Source organism: Vibrio sp. K4 (genome assembly GCF_051122595.1).
Classification (GTDB): Bacteria; Pseudomonadota; Gammaproteobacteria; order Enterobacterales; family Vibrionaceae; genus Vibrio; species Vibrio owensii.
In genome coordinates this window covers 767077-782558 of record NZ_CP178578.1, presented here as the reverse complement: position 1 = coordinate 782558, position 15482 = coordinate 767077, and the positions used below count along the sequence as shown (strand labels likewise).

Sequence of the window (15482 nt, the reverse complement as noted above, 5' to 3'; positions counted from 1 at the left end):
CCGTAATAAAATCGATCACCGAGTGAGAAATTTGCCTCCCTAATGCGTAGAAATCGGAAAAACAGTGAGGGGCACAATGCAAACAATCAACTTAGTGTGGCTAAAACGCGATTTACGCCTGACCGATCATACGCCTTTACAACGCGCTTTATCTTCAGAACATCCAACTGTGCTGCTTTATATTGTCGAACCCATGTTACTGGATGACCCACATTACTCTGCTCGTCACTGGCGTTTTATTTGGCAATCACTCCAAGATATGAACGAAACACTCTCGGCTCTTGGCCATCAAGTGTCCGTAATGTCGGGTAGCGCAATAGACTGCCTCAGCGCGATTCAAAACCAGTTCAACATCAATGCTATTTTCTCCCATCAAGAAATCGGATTGGATTGTACGTTTGAGCGAGATCAACAAGTATCAGCATGGCTTCAAGCACATAGTATTCCGTGGCACGAATTTGAACATGGCGCCGTCATTCGAGGAGCAAAAGATCGACTCGGCTGGGATAAGCATTGGGATACGGTTATGCGAGCAGAGATTGAAGATATCGACCTTAAAAGTGCTTCTCTTATTGCCCTTGATGCCAAAGCACTCGGTTGTTTGTTTACTCCACCTCCTTCTTGGTTGGAAAAAATCAAAGGCATGCAAACGGGCGGAAGTTCGCTCGCTTGGCAAACCATGGAAGACTTTTTTCAACGTCGGGGACGAGATTATTACCGAAGTATTTCCAGCCCGACAGCTTCTCGAACCGCATGCACTCGCCTCTCTCCCTATCTCGCATGGGGCAATATATCGCTTCGAGAAGTGTACCAATACCTGTTGCAACATTGGCAAGTGGCTGGGTTTCGTCGCAGCTTAATAGCACTGTCTTCGAGGTTGCATTGGCATTGTCACTTTATGCAGAAGTTTGAATCCGAATGCGAAATGGAGTTTCGTTGTGTCAATAAGGCTTATGAACCTTTATTACAGCAAGCAAGCGTCAGAGATGCGGCACTCTTGGACGCTTGGAAGTCAGGCACAACCGGGATTCCGCTCATCGATGCTTGCATGCGTTGCCTTCATCACACCGGATACATCAACTTTCGCATGCGCGCGATGTTAGTGAGCTTTCTAACGCATCATATGAACATGGATTGGCGCGATGGCGTGACTCACTTAGCTCAGTTGTTCCTCGACTTTGAGCCGGGTATCCATTACCCACAATTTCAGATGCAAGCAGGCGTGACCGGCACCAATACGATTCGCATCTACAATCCAACGAAACAAGCACAAGAGCACGATGCTGGCGGTGAGTTCATTCATAAATGGATTCCAGAACTTGCAATGGTTCCCACGCCCTTGTTGTTTGAGCCATGGAAAATGACCGCAATGGAAACCGTCATGTACCAACTGGATCCCGATTCCCGATATCTCGCGCCCGTCGTAAATGTAGAGGCAAGCGCAAAAGCAGCAAGAGAGCGATTGTGGGCATGGCGCAAACGCACAGAAGTGAAAGTAGAAGGAACGAGAATTTTGGCACAGCACGTTCGGCCTTCGAACAAAAAGAAAGCCAGTTGATCGCCTAGAAAGAAGCGTGCGTACAAACAGGGACTTTTATCAGGGAGAGAGCGGTCCCCAAACAACTAAAGGAATGCACTATGTTGAAACGTATTTTGGTTACGACCACGGTTTTGTTTGCCACCTTTTCATTTTTACTGCCAGCAAAAGCCCACGAACACGGAATGATGAAAGAAGACATCGTTGATGTGGCTGTTGCAAATGGCTCTTTCAATACTCTGGTAGCAGCAGTCAAAGCCGCAGGCTTAGTGGACACACTGAAAGGCGAAGGCCCATTCACGGTGTTTGCACCGACTGACGAAGCATTTGCTAAGCTTCCAGATGGTACGGTGGATATGTTGCTGATGCCAGATAACAAAGACAAGTTGGTCGCGATTCTTACTTACCATGTGGTTCCGGGGAAAGTGATGGCCGCAGACGTAGTGAAAATGGATAAAGCGACGACAGTCCAAGGGCAAGACGTGATCATCAAAACCATGGGCGATAAGGTGATGATCAACAACGCTACCGTGATCGCCACTGACGTCAAAGCAAAGAATGGCGTGATTCATGTAATTGATGAAGTCATCATGCCGAAATAAAATCAACAAGGAGGGCGGGCTCACCCGCCCCTTTCAAGGATATGGAAAACATCAAACTTTCGAAACACGACATTCAAGCGATGGAGCAACGCCAACGCACCCGATTGATCAACTCTCTAGCGGGGTACAAGAGCGCTAACCTCATCGGCACAAGAGATAGACAGGGGCAAGAGAACCTTGCAGTGGTGAGCTCGGTGGTTCATTTGGGTTCGCATCCACCTCTATTCGGCTTTATCGTTCGTCCACGTAAAAGTCGCCGTCACACGCTAGAAAACATCCTCGATACCAAGCATTTCACTATCAACGCTATCGGCGTCGACTTTGTGCAAAAAGCCCATCAAACCTCCGCGCGCTACCCAAAGCATATCTCAGAGTTTGAAGCAGTAGGCCTCACACCTTATTACGATGATGCTTTTCCTGCGCCTTTTGTCCTTGAAAGTAACCTCAAGATGGGCCTAGCTTTGAGAGAGCACATCAAGATTGAGAGTAATCAAACAGAGATGCTGATCGGTGAAGTGTTAATGGTGCACGCACCGGAAAGAGCGATCATGCCAGATGGTTATCTTGATTTGGAACTGCTCGACTTGGTGACCATTTCCGGGCTAGACAGCTACCACGTGACACAGCGCCTACATCGGTTAAGTTATGCCAAACCTGACTCTCGTCTGTTCCCATTAACAAGAGAAGGAGAACCTTCATCTTGGGGAGCGCTTGAAGTCGATTTGGACTAACTCCTCATACTCGAGAACTAAATACAAAAATGGCAGTTTTCTCTGTCTAAGCCGTGTTCACCAGCCCGGTTCATAAGGTGAGCGCGTCCTGCTTCCAACCCCATTTCATAGCCTTCGAGCAAGACAGATTGACGCATAGACAATCGCTGAACGTTGAATTCATCTGGTGGAGCAACCACGCGAACACGCGTTCCTTTGGGAGGGTTGCGAATAAACTCAAGCGACTCATTATAGTTCTCTGAGCGATGAAGCATTGCCTCTGCCATTTGTGGGTGTTCAGCGAACAACTTCTTCATTAACCAAGGTGTTTTCACTGGCTTTTTCTCATAAGCCAAAGGATGTGAAAGAACAACCGTGATATCACGAGCACCACGACGGTAAGCTTCTCGTACAGGAATGGAATCCGCCACACCACCATCGGTATAGCAACCACCGGAGAAACACGGAGTATGCTTGTAAGCAATAGGCAGAGCGGTTGTTGCTTCCATCGCATTGTGGAAGTTATGACGATTCACTCGGTAGTAATCCGCTTTACCTGTATTGATGTTCGTCGTTGCCGCTAAGAAAGGAATGCCTTCAAACAGTTTCGCTTCATCGACTGGGTACAAACGATTTGACTCTTCAAATAACCATTTCACGTCGATCAAATCTCCACCTTTCAAAAAGCGGGTAGGATCGAAAAAGCGTTTGCTGGTTGCTAATTTAGTGATGACGTTGATGCTACGGTGCGGGTAATCAGTTAGATAACCGATCAAGTTTGAAGCCCCGGCTGAAACGCCAATCGCAAAATCAAATGGTTTGTAGTCTTGCTCTAAGAATGCATCTAATACGCCGCTAGCAAAGACGCCACGCATTGCGCCACCTTCGACTACGATTGCTTTTGTTGCCATGTTTCCCCCCAATAAAGACGTTAAAAAGATTACTGAAATTCGTGCTACAGCAACAATCGGTTATTCTTATTATTGAGATAGGCGAAGTCTATGTGTTTCTTGCATTTTAAGTGGAAACTTAGGATCAAAAAATCCACATCAACCAAAGCGTTGATGTGGATTTGCAGTCGTTCAATCAGAGATTACGCAAAGACGGTTTTATACGCCTCGGCAGCACCTTCAATAAACATTTGTGTGCCAATCACCGCAAGGATCAAACCCATCATTTTAGTGATCACATTCAGTGCGCTTGGACCAACGGCTTTCACTAACTTGTCACCAAACAAAAACAGAACATAAGTCATCACACAAAGGACTGCGAATGAAGCAATGGTAATGATGGTTTCGGTGATTCCCCCCGTTGTTGCAAAGTTCATCGCCGTCGCAAGAGTTCCTGGCCCCGCCAATATCGGCATGGCTAATGGTGAAACGGCAATGCTCAACGCAGCTTGTTCTTGCTCCGGAGAATAAGCCTTTTCCTTAGTCTTCTTGTGTGTCGATTCCCCTTGCAACATGTGGAAGCCAATGAGGAATACTAAGATACCGCCTGTAATGCGCAGTGCGTAAAGGGTAATACCAAACAGATCGAAGATGACTTTGCCAGCAATAGCGAATACAGCAACGATAACAAAGGCGATAAACACAGAGCGAAACGCAATTGAGCGCACGGTTTGCTTGTCTTCATCCGCGGTCAGACTTAAGAAAATTGGGATATTAGCGATTGGGTTCATGATGGCAAAAAAGCCCATGAATACAGTGACGGTATGAAGTATCAGTTCTTTCATGTTTTCTACATTTGGTAAGTTATTGATTATTAAAAATCATTATATACCCAACTTTATAAATAACGTCACTTTATGTTCACTGTACTTTCCAAGCGCCTCACCTTTTGCTCATCGCCACGGTTTGAAGCGCATGCTGGTTTACGCTCAATATAAATAGCGTTATGGTGAAGATTCAGCCAATACTAAGAACAAACTAAGGAAGTTGATTGATCATGAACAGTACGATTGAAACCATTCTCGGTCATCGCTCTATTCGTAAGTTCACCTCTGAGCCTATTGCAAGTGAACAACTACAAACGATTCTCCAATCTGGACTAGCCGCCTCTTCTTCTAGCATGCTTCAGGTGGTCTCTATCATTCGTGTGACAGACACAGAAAAACGTAAACTGCTGGCACAATACGCTGGCAATCAGGCTTATGTTGAAAGTGCCGCAGAATTTTTGGTGTTTTGCATTGATTACCAGCGTCATGCAGCCATCAACCCAGACGTTCAAGCCGACTTTACTGAGCTGACCCTGATTGGTGCCGTAGATTCCGGCATCATGGCGCAAAACTGTTTGTTAGCTGCCGAGTCTATGGGGTTAGGTGGCGTATACATTGGTGGTTTAAGAAACAGTGCTGCGCAAGTCGATGAGCTACTCGGTTTACCTAAAAACGCCGCTATCCTGTTTGGTATGTGTTTGGGCCACCCTGATCAAAATCCAGAAGTAAAACCCCGCTTACCCGTTAGCGTTATTGTTCACGAAAACCAATACCAAGCGCTGAATGTAGACGATGTACAAACCTACGATCAAACCATGCAAGAGTACTACGCGAGCCGCACAAGCAATCAAAAGCAGAGCGCATGGTCACAAGAAACCGCCGGAAAGCTATCAGGAGAATCGCGCCCGCACATCCTGCCTTATCTAAATAGTAAGGGATTGGCTACGCGATAATGAGAAAGACCGTTTAATCGACCGAAAGATCAAAAAAGGCCTCAGATGAGGCCTTTAGTATCAATTTGTTCCTAGCGATTAGTTACCGCCTGTACCACCTGTACCTGTTGGTGGATCTTCAGGTTCGATAGGTTCACCTACTTCAGGATCAGGGATAGTTGGTACGTCAGGTTTGATGTCTTCAACAGGAGTACCAGCATCGATAGCGTCTTGTACATCACCAACTACCTGTTGCGTATCTTCTGCTGGGATCTCTACGTAAATCACATCGCCAGTTTCGCTTTGTGGGTAAGTAGGGTTTGCAGCAATGACTTCTTCAGTGATTGCTTTAGCAGCGACAGAAATTGCCTCAGGTGACGCGTCTGGGTTCGCCTTGATGACATCTGAAACAACGTTTGCTGTTGCGATTAGCTGTGTAGCGATAGCCGATGCGCCGTCATCGCCCTGCTCTTGTAGATCTTGAACCACTTGCTCAGTGTTCAGTAGAAGCTCATCCACTGAAACACCGATTGCGTTGATATCAATACCAAGGTCTGAGAACACTTTCTCTGCAACTTCAGGAGAGTAAACTTCACCTTCTTCAAGAGAGCCAGCGATAAGCGTAGTAAACGGAGAACCCGTAACTAGGCCATCTACTTGTGCTAAACCTTGAGGAATGGTGTATTCCGTTGTGATTGGTTTGCCGTTAGACGAGTCACGACTTGTCGCTGTAGGACTAAGTACAAATTCACACTCGTGTGGTGCTGTCACTACATCAATGTGGCTAATACGAGCTTGACCAACCATGCCTTTGTAGTTTGTCGTTAACTCATCCGCCTCACCTGTAAGATCGCCACAGGTGTATGTCACTTTCATGTCAATAACTGCTGGATCGTAAGCCTGAACTGAATAGGTTTTCACTACAGGATCGCTGTCACTGCCACAGCCAGCCAGTAGCACCGCCGCCACACTTGCCGTTAAAAGTTTGATTTTCAAAATTAGCTCCAATATTTTTTGTTATATCCGACCGCATCGGAAAGCATAACGGCAGTTGCATATAGTGTAAATAGGATGCATAAAACTTTGGTATGAGTTTTTTCACATTAATAGTTGTTTTCATGTGCAAAACGGCGCATTTTCACTATTAACTTGAGATAGCCCCATTTTTGTCAGGTATTTGTCAGTATTTTTTAAGGTTCTGGTTGCCTTCATTGCAACAAGATGGATAATAGTTGTCTATTTTTTGATGGTCAGATTTTCAACCTTCATAAATAAAAATGAGGACTCTGAATCGTCAAGTGCGTTTTTGGAGCATTTATTACATAAATAATACTGAATGGAATCGTTTTATAAAGGCTAAAGACGATGAGAGAAACGCTATTTATAGGCGTACTCACGTCATACAAAAAGTGAACCAATTTCAGTCGGCAAATTTTCTTTCGGTAGCTAGAAACCAATGAATACATTTAACAAAGTTTTGGGGATTACGTTTCTTCCAATCGTTCTAGCTGGGTGTACCGTACCTGGCAGCCACCTTTCCACCAGTGACAAAACGGTAATGACTACCGAAGCAACAGACATTGAGTCTCAGGTCACGGTTTATCCCCTAACGTTAGATCGCGTCAGTTCTTTAAATGCAGCAGAACCATTTTCTAAACCTAACCCAGAACTCGACATCGAGATCGCTAAGTACGAGTACGTCGTTGGTCCTGGTGACATTCTGAACATTACTATTTGGGATCATCCAGAGCTTACTATCCCAGCAGGTTCTTACCGTAGTTCTGCCGAGGCAGGTAACTGGGTTCATGCAGATGGCACCATCTTTTATCCGTACATCGGTATTGTAGACGTTGAAGGTAAGAACGTTCGTCAAATTCGAACAGACATTGCGAAGCGCCTAGCTAAGTATATTGAAAGCCCACAAGTTGATGTGAGCGTCGCGGCTTTTCGTTCAAAGAAAACCTATGTAACTGGTGAAGTAAACAAACCAGGACAACAAGCCATCACAAACATTCCACTGACCCTTCTTGATGCGGTTAACCGTGCAGGCGGTCTAGCGCAAGATGCAGATTGGCGCAACGCAACATTAACGCGTGGCGGTGAAGTTCAGGACGTTTCTCTTTATGCATTAATGCAACAAGGCGATCTCACTCAAAACCGTCTACTTCAGTCAGGTGATATTGTTCACGTGCCGCGTAATGACGCACAAAAAGTATTCGTGATGGGTGAAGTTAACGATCCAAAGCTACTCAAGATCGACCGTGCGGGTATGAGCCTAACAGAAGCGTTAAGTAACGTCGGAGGCATCAGCCAAATCTCAGCTGACGCAACTGGCGTTTTTGTCATCCGTCGTTCAAAAGAAGAATCTAAGATGGCTGATATCTACCAGCTCGATGTGTCAGATGCCTCTGCACTTGTGATTGGTACCGAGTTTGACTTAAACCCTTACGATATCGTTTATGTCACGGCAGCACCAATTAGCCGTTGGAACCGTGTTATCGCACAGTTAGTACCAACAATTTCTGGCTTCAACGAATTGACGGAAGGCGCACTGCGTATCCGCAACTGGCCTTAAACCGAATATGTCTAGAGGGAGTAACTTAACTCCCTCTAAAACATCAATTTTTAAGCAGCAAACGTTATTCGTAACATTTGTTCACTTAGAAAGGAAAAGAATTTGTTTTCTAACATTTTAGTGGTTTGCGTAGGTAATATCTGTCGTTCACCAACAGGAGAGCGACTTTTACAGTCTCTTTTGCCAAATAAAAAGGTGGCATCTGCTGGTATTGCCGTAGAAAAAAGCCACTTAACTGGCAAGTCTGCTGATGAAATGGCAACTAAAGTTGCACTTGAACACGGAATAAGTTTAGAAGGGCATTGCGCCCAGCAATTAACCCCTGAGTTATGTGCACAATATGATCTGATTTTAGTCATGGAGAAAGGCCACCAAGAAGCCTTAACCAAGATTGCTCCAGAAGCTCGCGGCAAAACAATGTTGTTTGGCCAGTGGATTGGAAAGAACATACCCGACCCATATCGCCAGAGCAAAGAAGCATTCGACCACGCTTATGCTCTCATAGATGAAGCGGCACAAGCTTGGACTAAAAAACTATAAGCCGAAAGGCTCATTTTCAAACGCCTATGGCAAGGTATTTAAGAAGTTAATGTAATGACAACACAAACTATTAAGCAATCACGTCAAGTCGACGATGAAATCGATTTGGGGAAGCTATTTGGGATCATCCTTGATGCCAAGTGGTTTATATTATGTACCATCTTCCTATTTTCTGTTGTAGGTGTCGGTGTTGCCATTCTATCGACACCCATATACAAAGCTGACGCACTTATTCAAATTGAGAAGAAGAGCTCAGGTGGCATTTCAGCAATGGTTGGTGATATGGGCGAATTATTTTCTGCCGAATCATCTGCAACGACCGAAATTGAGATCATCAAGTCACGTATGATCCTTGGGGATACCGTTGATAAATTCAACTTAACCACCGTGGTAACCCCAAACTACCTACCTTTCATTGGTAAAGGACTTGCTCGCCTTCAAGGTGAACAAAACCGCCTTTCTGTTTCGCGCTTTAACATCCCATCATATGCGGTCGGCATCCCACACACGCTAGAAGTGCTCGATGCAGAACAAAAAACGTTCAAACTGCTTCAAGATGATGGCCGCGTGGTTCTGGAAGGTAAAGTTGGTGAATTGATCGACAAAGACGGTTACCAATTTATGGCAAATGAGATGTTTGCCCAAGATGGCGCTACCTTCACCGTTAGCAAAATCAGTAAGCTTGATGCAATCAACCAGCTTCAACAAAACTTGTCTATCAGTGAACGAGGCAAGCAAACCGGAATTATATCTTTAAGCTTCTCCGGCGAAGATCGTGCTCGTATCCAAGCTATTTTGAATGATGTTAGTCAAAATTACTTCTTACAGAACGTTCAGCGTAACTCTGCAGAAGCAGAACAAAGCCTAGAGTTTTTAAAGGGTCACCTGCCAGACATCAAAGTCAAGCTGACTGCTTCGGAAGATATCTTGAACCGATTCCGTCAAGAGAACGAATCTATTGACCTTGGCCTTGAAGCGCAATCAACACTGAAAGTAATGGTTGAGTTAGAAGCACAATTGAATGAGCTTACTTTTAAAGAAAGTGAAATCAGCCAACGCTTTACTCAAGACCACCCTGCGTATAAGTCGCTTCTCGATAAGCGCCAAACACTTCTAAAAGAGAAAGAACGCTTAAACAAACAAGTACAAAAACTGCCTAAAACACAACGTGAAGTACTTCGTATGACACGTGACGTTGAAGTAAACCAACAAATTTACATCCAGCTTCTAAACAAGGTTCAAGAACTGAACATTATTAAAGCAGGCACCGTTGGTAACGTACGTATTCTAGACAGTGCGCAGTCATTCTCTAAACCAATTAAACCGAAGAAGGCCCTGATTGTTGTATTAGCCACATTGCTTGGTGGTATGGTAGGTGTAGCGTTCGTTCTTATTCGCGCGGCTTTCCATCGCGGCGTAGAAACACCTGACCAAATCGAACAAATGGGTATGCCTGTATACGCGAGTGTACCGAAGTCTATTCAACAACTTGAATTCGCAAATAAACTGAAACGCAATAAAGGTAAAGCGAATAAAGAACTTGTTCTGCTGGCTGAAGCAAACCCTGCAGACCTTTCTATTGAAGCACTTCGTAGCCTTCGCACAAGTTTGCACTTCGCAATGATGGAAGCAAAAAATAACATCTTGATGATTTCAGGCCCTGCTCCGTCTATCGGTAAAACATTTGTTTCTACCAACTTTGCGGCTGTTGCTGCGAAAACAGGTCAAAAAGTTCTGCTTATCGATGCGGATATGCGTAAAGGCTACTTACAGCAATGTTTTGGTCTGCGTTGGGACAACGGCCTATCAGATCACCTAAGTGGTAAAGTAACCGCCGATGACATCATCAAAGAAACATCAATTGAAAACCTTGATGTTGTCACTCGCGGCCAAGTACCACCAAACCCGTCAGAACTACTAATGCACCCACGCTTCAAAGACTTCATCGAAGCGATGTCAGAAAAATATGACTTGGTTATTATCGATACACCACCAGTGCTTGCTGTAACGGATCCGAGTATTGTTGGCGCGCTAGCAGGTACAACCTTGATGGTTGCTCGTTTTGACCAGACGACATTGAAAGAGATTGAAGTAGCCCAAGGCCGATTTGAACAATCAGGCGTAGAGGTAAAAGGCGTGATTCTGAACGCAGTCGAGAAGAAGGCATCAAACTCTTATGGATATGGCTACGGTTACTACAACTACAGTTATAAAAGTGAGTAACATCTAGCTAAAAACACAAAGCCCCGCTATATCGCGGGGCTTTTTTATTTGTGCAGCAGTAACCGTTTATATTCTTATTGCTTCTTCCATTGAAGAAAAGTGAGCGCACTCAGTAATAAGAAGAAAGCAGGGTCACTCCACCCAAAGCCAACAAACACACCTGTAATGCCAGCGTAAGTGGTGATCACCACGCCTAAGAGGTTAGTGACCAACAAAGCTTTGAACAGTTGTTTCGCCGTGTTGCCAGATTCAACATCACGCAGCATCAAACTGACCGCAGCAATCCCACCTAAAAAGATCGACGTGTGCTGCGATAAAAACAGCGCGTATTGGTCATTAATTTGTACGCCATACATCGGCCACATCATGGCTGGAACAAAAAACAGCGCAAAAGCAAATAACGTATAAATGACTCCATGAACGGTTAGAAAAGTGCGGTTAGTCATAATGTTACTCTCCGATTGGGCCTTGGTTGATACTGCTCAGTGGCGCGTTGATATCAAATATCTGTCCTCTTACTTCTTCTACACCCATCTGTTTCAAACGAGCAGTGTGCATTTCCAGATAAGCTTGCGCCGTTGCTTCATCTTCAAAAAGATAGATGCCGCCGCCAAGTTTGTCTTTCTCGCTTTCCGTCCAGATTTTCCAAATCATGCCAGGCTCTTGGTTAATTGATTGAGCTAGATCTACCAGTACGTTCGACATCTCTTCACCAAATGGGCCATGAAATTCAAAATCAACTTGCAGTAATTTCGCCATCTTGAGTCTCCTCTTCTTTTTTGACTCGCTTTCGATGAGAGGATTATTATCTTTATAAAACTGACAAAAAAGTTCATAATTTTGCCATTACCTGTCAAAAAAACTGACCAATGAGACTCAAAACAACCCTAGAGCAGTGGCAAACATTACAAGCGATTGAACAAGCTGGAAGTATTCAGTCAGCCGCAGTGACGCTCAATAAAAGCCACACTACGCTGATCTATTCAGTGAAAAAGCTCGAGGCCCAACTGGGCATCAAACTGATAGAAGTGAAGGGCCGAAAGGCTGGTTTAACCGAACACGGTAAGACTATGTTGCGCCGCGCGCAATCTATGCTCGAACAAGCCCATGAACTGGAAATGATCAGTGAACAGCTAAGTAATGGTGTGGAATCGCAAATTACAGTGGCGATCGACCATCTGTGCGATCCAAGCTGGCTCTATGCACCACTTAGTGTATTTTTGGCACAAAACAGTACGACCTCCGTTCAAGTCGTGGAAACTTCGCTAAGTAAAACCACCGATATGGTAGTCAGTGAGTTAGCAGATATCGCCATTATCAATCTTCCGATCACCAACTATCCAGCAGAAGCCTTTGGCACAACAACCATGGTGCCCGTTATTGCAGTTGAGCACCCATTGGCAAAGAAAGAACACGTTTCATTAGCGGACTTTGCGACCACCAGCCAAATTGTGGTTCGAGATCTAGGTGAGTCAGACAAAGCGAAACGAGACGTGGGCTGGTTGCGCGCGCGTCAAAGAATCACGGTGGATAATTTCGACCACGCTTTTAGAGCGGTAGAGCAAGGCGTTGGCTTCTGCCGACTCCCTAAACATCTCGTAGAGTACCGCCACAGTGCAGGCATTAAGGTATTAGACCTTGAACATTCAAACCAATATCAAGTCGCACTACACCTCACGCTACCAAAAGGCGCGAAGAGCGGACCAGCCACACTCGCTCTTTATCAAGCACTGCTTGATAGTGCAAAAGACCGCATTTAACTGGCCATACAACTGTTGTTAAAACCACAAAAGTCATTTGTGTTAAGTGCTATTTTTTGCAAAGGCCAATTTCCTCATACTCTCCCTCACTGATAGCGCATCTGAGACGTGCGCTTGAACAAAATGAGAGAGTAAATTATGCCAATCGCATTATTAGCATTAACCCTAAGCGCCTTTGCGATAGGGACAACTGAGTTTGTTATCGTTGGATTAATTCCAACCATGGCAGCAGACCTTAACGTTTCTTTACCTTCTGCAGGTTTGCTGGTGAGTTTGTACGCATTAGGCGTGGCTATTGGCGCGCCAGTTTTAACTGCACTTACAAGCAAGATGAATCGCAAGCACGTGCTTCTCGCTGTGATGGGCTTGTTCGTTGTCGGTAACCTGTTAGCTTGGCAAGCTCCGGGGTACAACACTCTGATCGCCGCACGTATTTTAACGGGCTTGGCTCACGGCGTGTTCTTCTCTATCGGTTCGACGATCGCCACTGGCTTGGTCTCCAAAGAAAAAGCCGCAAGTGCCATTGCAATTATGTTCACTGGTCTAACCGTTGCGCTAGTAACTGGCGTGCCTCTAGGCACTTACATCGGACAACATTTTGGTTGGGAAACCACATTCTTAATTGTGGCCATTCTTGGTTTGATTGCCTTAGTCGGTAGCGCTTTACTCGTTCCGAACAACTTAAAGCAAGACGCGACGGCTTCTTTAAAAGATCAGCTAAAAGTACTCACCCAACCTCGCTTGCTATTAGTTTATGCCATTACTGCGCTAGGTTACGGCGGCACCTTTACCGCGTTCACTTATCTTGCGCCAATTTTGGAGCAAGTATCCGGCTTTGATGCGAGTGCGGTTGGTTTGATCATGCTGGTGTATGGTGTCTCCGTAGCGGTGGGTAACATCCAAGGCGGCAAAATGGCAGACAAATTTGGCCCCGTAAAAGCACTGACGATCATCTTTGCTGGCTTAGCCGCAATCTTGTTTGTGCTCAACTTTACCGCATACAACCCAATTGCTGCTGTGATTACTATTTTGGTTTGGGGTGCATTTGCTTTCGGTAATGTACCTGGGCTGCAAGTTTATGTCGTAAAACTGGCAGAGAAATACGCACCTAATGCCGTTGATGTTGCTTCAGGTTTGAACATCGCCGCCTTTAACGTAGGTATTGCGCTCGGTTCATGGAGTGGCGGTTTGATCGTAGAGCGAGCAGGCTTAATGAATACGCCATGGGTCGGTGGTGTGGTCGTCATCTCTGCACTTCTATTGACTCGCTTAAGCGGCGCGTTAGATAAGCGCGAAAACAAGCAAATTCAACAAATAGCCTGCGCTGAGCTTTCATAAACAGCCTTTAGGGCCCTAACTTAAACGTTGGGGCTTTTTTATGTGAGATCAAAAGCAGTTTTGCTTGTTTATATGATTCTAAGTTGCGAACCCCATTTCGATTACATACCATTGAAACAGCTCAAGCCTAAAGCACCCAACACTCGCGGAAAGAACTCGGTTCATGGCAACTCAACTTCCCTGCTTTTGTTAGCAGGAACAATCTGTTTTTACCTTCTTTTTAACTTCTAATAAGGCGAGTGTGGAAGAGATAAGAAAGGTGAAAAATGCAATCTCACAATAGCTTCTCTATTAACCTTAACCAGCAAAAGTCTGTCGCGAAAAAGCGCTTAAAAGCAATCCGCCACAATGACACCAACGCACTTGATCAGGTTAAGCAATTTCATTCCCAACCCGAAACCCTCACGCCAGAGTCTATCCAGCTTGCAGATGTTCAACACGCCCTAGCTAGAGAGCTTGGCTTACCCAGTTGGAGCAAGTTAAAAGCTCATGTGGAAGAGCTAGAAAGTCACAAGCTCGCCATCAATAACCAAGAAAATCCACTTGATGCCGAACTAACAACACTGCATGTCCGCTGTGGGCACGATATACAACAGCAACTAAAGACATGCGGGTTCGAAGGTGACTTTTTACCTATGATTGATCCATTATGCATTGGTCCCATTCCGAGCAATGAAAAAGGATTTGTCGCGATTCGAGCACAATACATTGTAGACACATTACTGCCTGCTATGGGGAGAAAAGACTCGGTACAAGAAGTAGCTCAGTTTGAGCAAGGCAATATCCATACCCTGCTCGACCAGCAATATGAACGCATCGTTTTTTGGGTTGAACATGATGCCTACGATCAATTCATGCTACTTCGAGGGCTCTCTCTGCTAGAGGAAACCGAAAGCAAAATCATTGAGATCATCGAATTCAATCAGTTTCCGGGAACTGAGCGGTTTATTGGCTTCGGGCAACTTCCTGCTGAAGCGATTCGCTCATGTTGGCAGCATAGAAAGCCAGTGACAGCCAAGCTTTTTAGCCAAGCCAAACATTGCTGGCAGGCCATACAAGCTCCTACACCACAGCCACTCGTTAATCTATTAGAACAACATGAACTAGATTGCTTGCCGAACATCAAAGCAGTGATGAAACGACATCTTCAAGAACTGCCACATTCAGAATCAGGATTAAGCTTCACACAACATTTGGCTTTGCAGATATTGAACGAGCAAAACGAACCAATCAAAGTGAAAGATTGGTTTCAGAAGCACCAACAACAAGAACCACTCCCTACTCTTGGCGATGTCATGTTTTATGCATTACTGCTGCCACTCGCGCAAACAGAAAACCCACTGTTTACCGTTGATTCATTGGATAAGAATTGGTGGGAACAACAAGTGAATATCAGCGAGAAAGGCCGTGCATGCCTTAATGGACACTCAACTTTTTTACAAGATTACTGGGTAGGCGGAATCCACAACCAAGCAAATCACCGCTGGACATGGAACCACATCCAGCTTTCATCTTTACATCACTTAATCACCGCTTAGGTACATAATC

The 15482-nt window shown here is 45.1% G+C and carries 15 protein-coding genes; 10 read left to right on the top strand and 5 right to left on the bottom strand.

The window, feature by feature from the left end; translation table 11 throughout:
- Nucleotides 1-76: 76 nt before the first annotated feature.
- From ACLIIY_RS20990 to ACLIIY_RS20980, 3 genes are all read left to right on the top strand, one after another.
- Nucleotides 77-1558, top strand: coding sequence for a deoxyribodipyrimidine photo-lyase/cryptochrome family protein (locus tag ACLIIY_RS20990; RefSeq protein WP_434529308.1), 1482 nt, complete (start codon nt 77-79; stop codon nt 1556-1558).
- An 80-nt stretch (nt 1559-1638) separates the two neighbouring features.
- Nucleotides 1639-2139 carry a fasciclin domain-containing protein gene (locus tag ACLIIY_RS20985; RefSeq protein WP_434529307.1) on the top strand — a complete coding sequence of 167 codons (501 nt, stop codon included), beginning with the start codon at nt 1639-1641 and terminating at the stop codon, nt 2137-2139.
- A 41-nt stretch (nt 2140-2180) separates the two neighbouring features.
- A complete protein-coding gene (locus tag ACLIIY_RS20980) occupies nt 2181-2870 on the top strand; it encodes a flavin reductase family protein (protein WP_038881353.1) in 690 nt (229 codons plus the stop codon).
- Between the two features lie 17 nt (nt 2871-2887).
- Here the strand turns inward: ACLIIY_RS20980 and ACLIIY_RS20975 are convergent, their stop codons facing one another.
- Together ACLIIY_RS20975 and ACLIIY_RS20970 are read right to left on the bottom strand one after the other, a co-directional pair.
- Nucleotides 2888-3760: a patatin-like phospholipase family protein gene (locus tag ACLIIY_RS20975; RefSeq protein WP_434529306.1), complete on the bottom strand. Its 873-nt coding sequence runs from the start codon at nt 3758-3760 to the stop codon at nt 2888-2890.
- Between the two features lie 182 nt (nt 3761-3942).
- Nucleotides 3943-4584 carry a MarC family protein gene (locus tag ACLIIY_RS20970; RefSeq protein ID WP_005437917.1) on the bottom strand — a complete coding sequence of 214 codons (642 nt, stop codon included), beginning with the start codon at nt 4582-4584 and terminating at the stop codon, nt 3943-3945.
- A gap of 212 nt (nt 4585-4796) precedes the next feature.
- Between ACLIIY_RS20970 and nfsA the strand changes: the two genes are divergently transcribed.
- A complete protein-coding gene (nfsA, locus tag ACLIIY_RS20965; protein ID WP_434529305.1) occupies nt 4797-5519 on the top strand; it encodes an oxygen-insensitive NADPH nitroreductase in 723 nt (240 codons plus the stop codon).
- A gap of 78 nt (nt 5520-5597) precedes the next feature.
- On the opposite strand, the gene ACLIIY_RS20960 is transcribed toward nfsA, so the two are convergent.
- Nucleotides 5598-6494: a hypothetical protein gene (locus ACLIIY_RS20960; protein WP_045414361.1), complete on the bottom strand. Its 897-nt coding sequence runs from the start codon at nt 6492-6494 to the stop codon at nt 5598-5600.
- Between the two features lie 460 nt (nt 6495-6954).
- Here ACLIIY_RS20960 and ACLIIY_RS20955 point away from each other — a divergent pair, with 460 nt between their 5' ends.
- The 3 genes from ACLIIY_RS20955 to ACLIIY_RS20945 all read left to right on the top strand — a co-directional run bounded on the left by ACLIIY_RS20955 (nt 6955) and on the right by ACLIIY_RS20945 (nt 10836).
- Nucleotides 6955-8073, top strand: a complete 1119-nt coding sequence (locus ACLIIY_RS20955) for a polysaccharide export protein (protein ID WP_078610011.1) — start codon at nt 6955-6957, stop codon at nt 8071-8073.
- Between the two features lie 102 nt (nt 8074-8175).
- Nucleotides 8176-8613, top strand: coding sequence for a phosphotyrosine protein phosphatase (locus ACLIIY_RS20950; RefSeq protein ID WP_045414366.1), 438 nt, complete (start codon nt 8176-8178; stop codon nt 8611-8613).
- Nucleotides 8614-8667: 54 nt separating this feature from the next.
- On the top strand, nt 8668-10836 hold the full coding sequence (locus tag ACLIIY_RS20945) for a polysaccharide biosynthesis tyrosine autokinase (protein ID WP_434529304.1): 2169 nt from the start codon (nt 8668-8670) through the stop codon (nt 10834-10836).
- 74 nt (nt 10837-10910) lie between these two features.
- Here the strand turns inward: ACLIIY_RS20945 and ACLIIY_RS20940 are convergent, their stop codons facing one another.
- Both ACLIIY_RS20940 and ACLIIY_RS20935 read right to left on the bottom strand, forming a co-directional pair.
- Nucleotides 10911-11282, bottom strand: coding sequence for a hypothetical protein (locus tag ACLIIY_RS20940; RefSeq protein WP_434529303.1), 372 nt, complete (start codon nt 11280-11282; stop codon nt 10911-10913).
- 4 nt (nt 11283-11286) lie between these two features.
- Complete coding sequence (locus ACLIIY_RS20935; protein ID WP_199455141.1) at nt 11287-11595, bottom strand: monooxygenase; 309 nt, start codon at nt 11593-11595, stop codon at nt 11287-11289.
- A 110-nt stretch (nt 11596-11705) separates the two neighbouring features.
- On the opposite strand from ACLIIY_RS20935, the gene ACLIIY_RS20930 reads away from it, so the two are divergent.
- The 3 genes from ACLIIY_RS20930 to ACLIIY_RS20920 all read left to right on the top strand — a co-directional run bounded on the left by ACLIIY_RS20930 (nt 11706) and on the right by ACLIIY_RS20920 (nt 15472).
- On the top strand, nt 11706-12596 hold the full coding sequence (locus ACLIIY_RS20930; RefSeq protein ID WP_434529302.1) for a LysR family transcriptional regulator: 891 nt from the start codon (nt 11706-11708) through the stop codon (nt 12594-12596).
- Nucleotides 12597-12734: 138 nt separating this feature from the next.
- Complete coding sequence (locus ACLIIY_RS20925) at nt 12735-13934, top strand: MFS transporter (RefSeq protein ID WP_434529301.1); 1200 nt, start codon at nt 12735-12737, stop codon at nt 13932-13934.
- Nucleotides 13935-14200: 266 nt separating this feature from the next.
- Nucleotides 14201-15472 carry a DUF1835 domain-containing protein gene (locus ACLIIY_RS20920; protein ID WP_434529300.1) on the top strand — a complete coding sequence of 424 codons (1272 nt, stop codon included), beginning with the start codon at nt 14201-14203 and terminating at the stop codon, nt 15470-15472.
- Nucleotides 15473-15482 lie beyond the last annotated feature (10 nt).

What these genes read in the sequence shown, in the direction of transcription:
- ACLIIY_RS20990 (WP_434529308.1), top strand. Translation starts at nt 77, where the DNA reads ATGCAAACAATCAACTTAGTGTGGCTAAAACGCGATTTACGCCTGACC.
- ACLIIY_RS20985 (WP_434529307.1), top strand. Translation starts at nt 1,639, where the DNA reads ATGTTGAAACGTATTTTGGTTACGACCACGGTTTTGTTTGCCACCTTT.
- ACLIIY_RS20980 (WP_038881353.1), top strand. Translation starts at nt 2,181, where the DNA reads ATGGAAAACATCAAACTTTCGAAACACGACATTCAAGCGATGGAGCAA.
- ACLIIY_RS20975 (WP_434529306.1), bottom strand. Translation starts at nt 3,760, where the DNA reads ATGGCAACAAAAGCAATCGTAGTCGAAGGTGGCGCAATGCGTGGCGTC.
- ACLIIY_RS20970 (WP_005437917.1), bottom strand. Translation starts at nt 4,584, where the DNA reads ATGAAAGAACTGATACTTCATACCGTCACTGTATTCATGGGCTTTTTT.
- nfsA (WP_434529305.1), top strand. Translation starts at nt 4,797, where the DNA reads ATGAACAGTACGATTGAAACCATTCTCGGTCATCGCTCTATTCGTAAG.
- ACLIIY_RS20955 (WP_078610011.1), top strand. Translation starts at nt 6,955, where the DNA reads ATGAATACATTTAACAAAGTTTTGGGGATTACGTTTCTTCCAATCGTT.
- ACLIIY_RS20945 (WP_434529304.1), top strand. Translation starts at nt 8,668, where the DNA reads ATGACAACACAAACTATTAAGCAATCACGTCAAGTCGACGATGAAATC.
- ACLIIY_RS20940 (WP_434529303.1), bottom strand. Translation starts at nt 11,282, where the DNA reads ATGACTAACCGCACTTTTCTAACCGTTCATGGAGTCATTTATACGTTA.
- ACLIIY_RS20935 (WP_199455141.1), bottom strand. Translation starts at nt 11,595, where the DNA reads ATGGCGAAATTACTGCAAGTTGATTTTGAATTTCATGGCCCATTTGGT.
- ACLIIY_RS20930 (WP_434529302.1), top strand. Translation starts at nt 11,706, where the DNA reads ATGAGACTCAAAACAACCCTAGAGCAGTGGCAAACATTACAAGCGATT.
- ACLIIY_RS20925 (WP_434529301.1), top strand. Translation starts at nt 12,735, where the DNA reads ATGCCAATCGCATTATTAGCATTAACCCTAAGCGCCTTTGCGATAGGG.
- ACLIIY_RS20920 (WP_434529300.1), top strand. Translation starts at nt 14,201, where the DNA reads ATGCAATCTCACAATAGCTTCTCTATTAACCTTAACCAGCAAAAGTCT.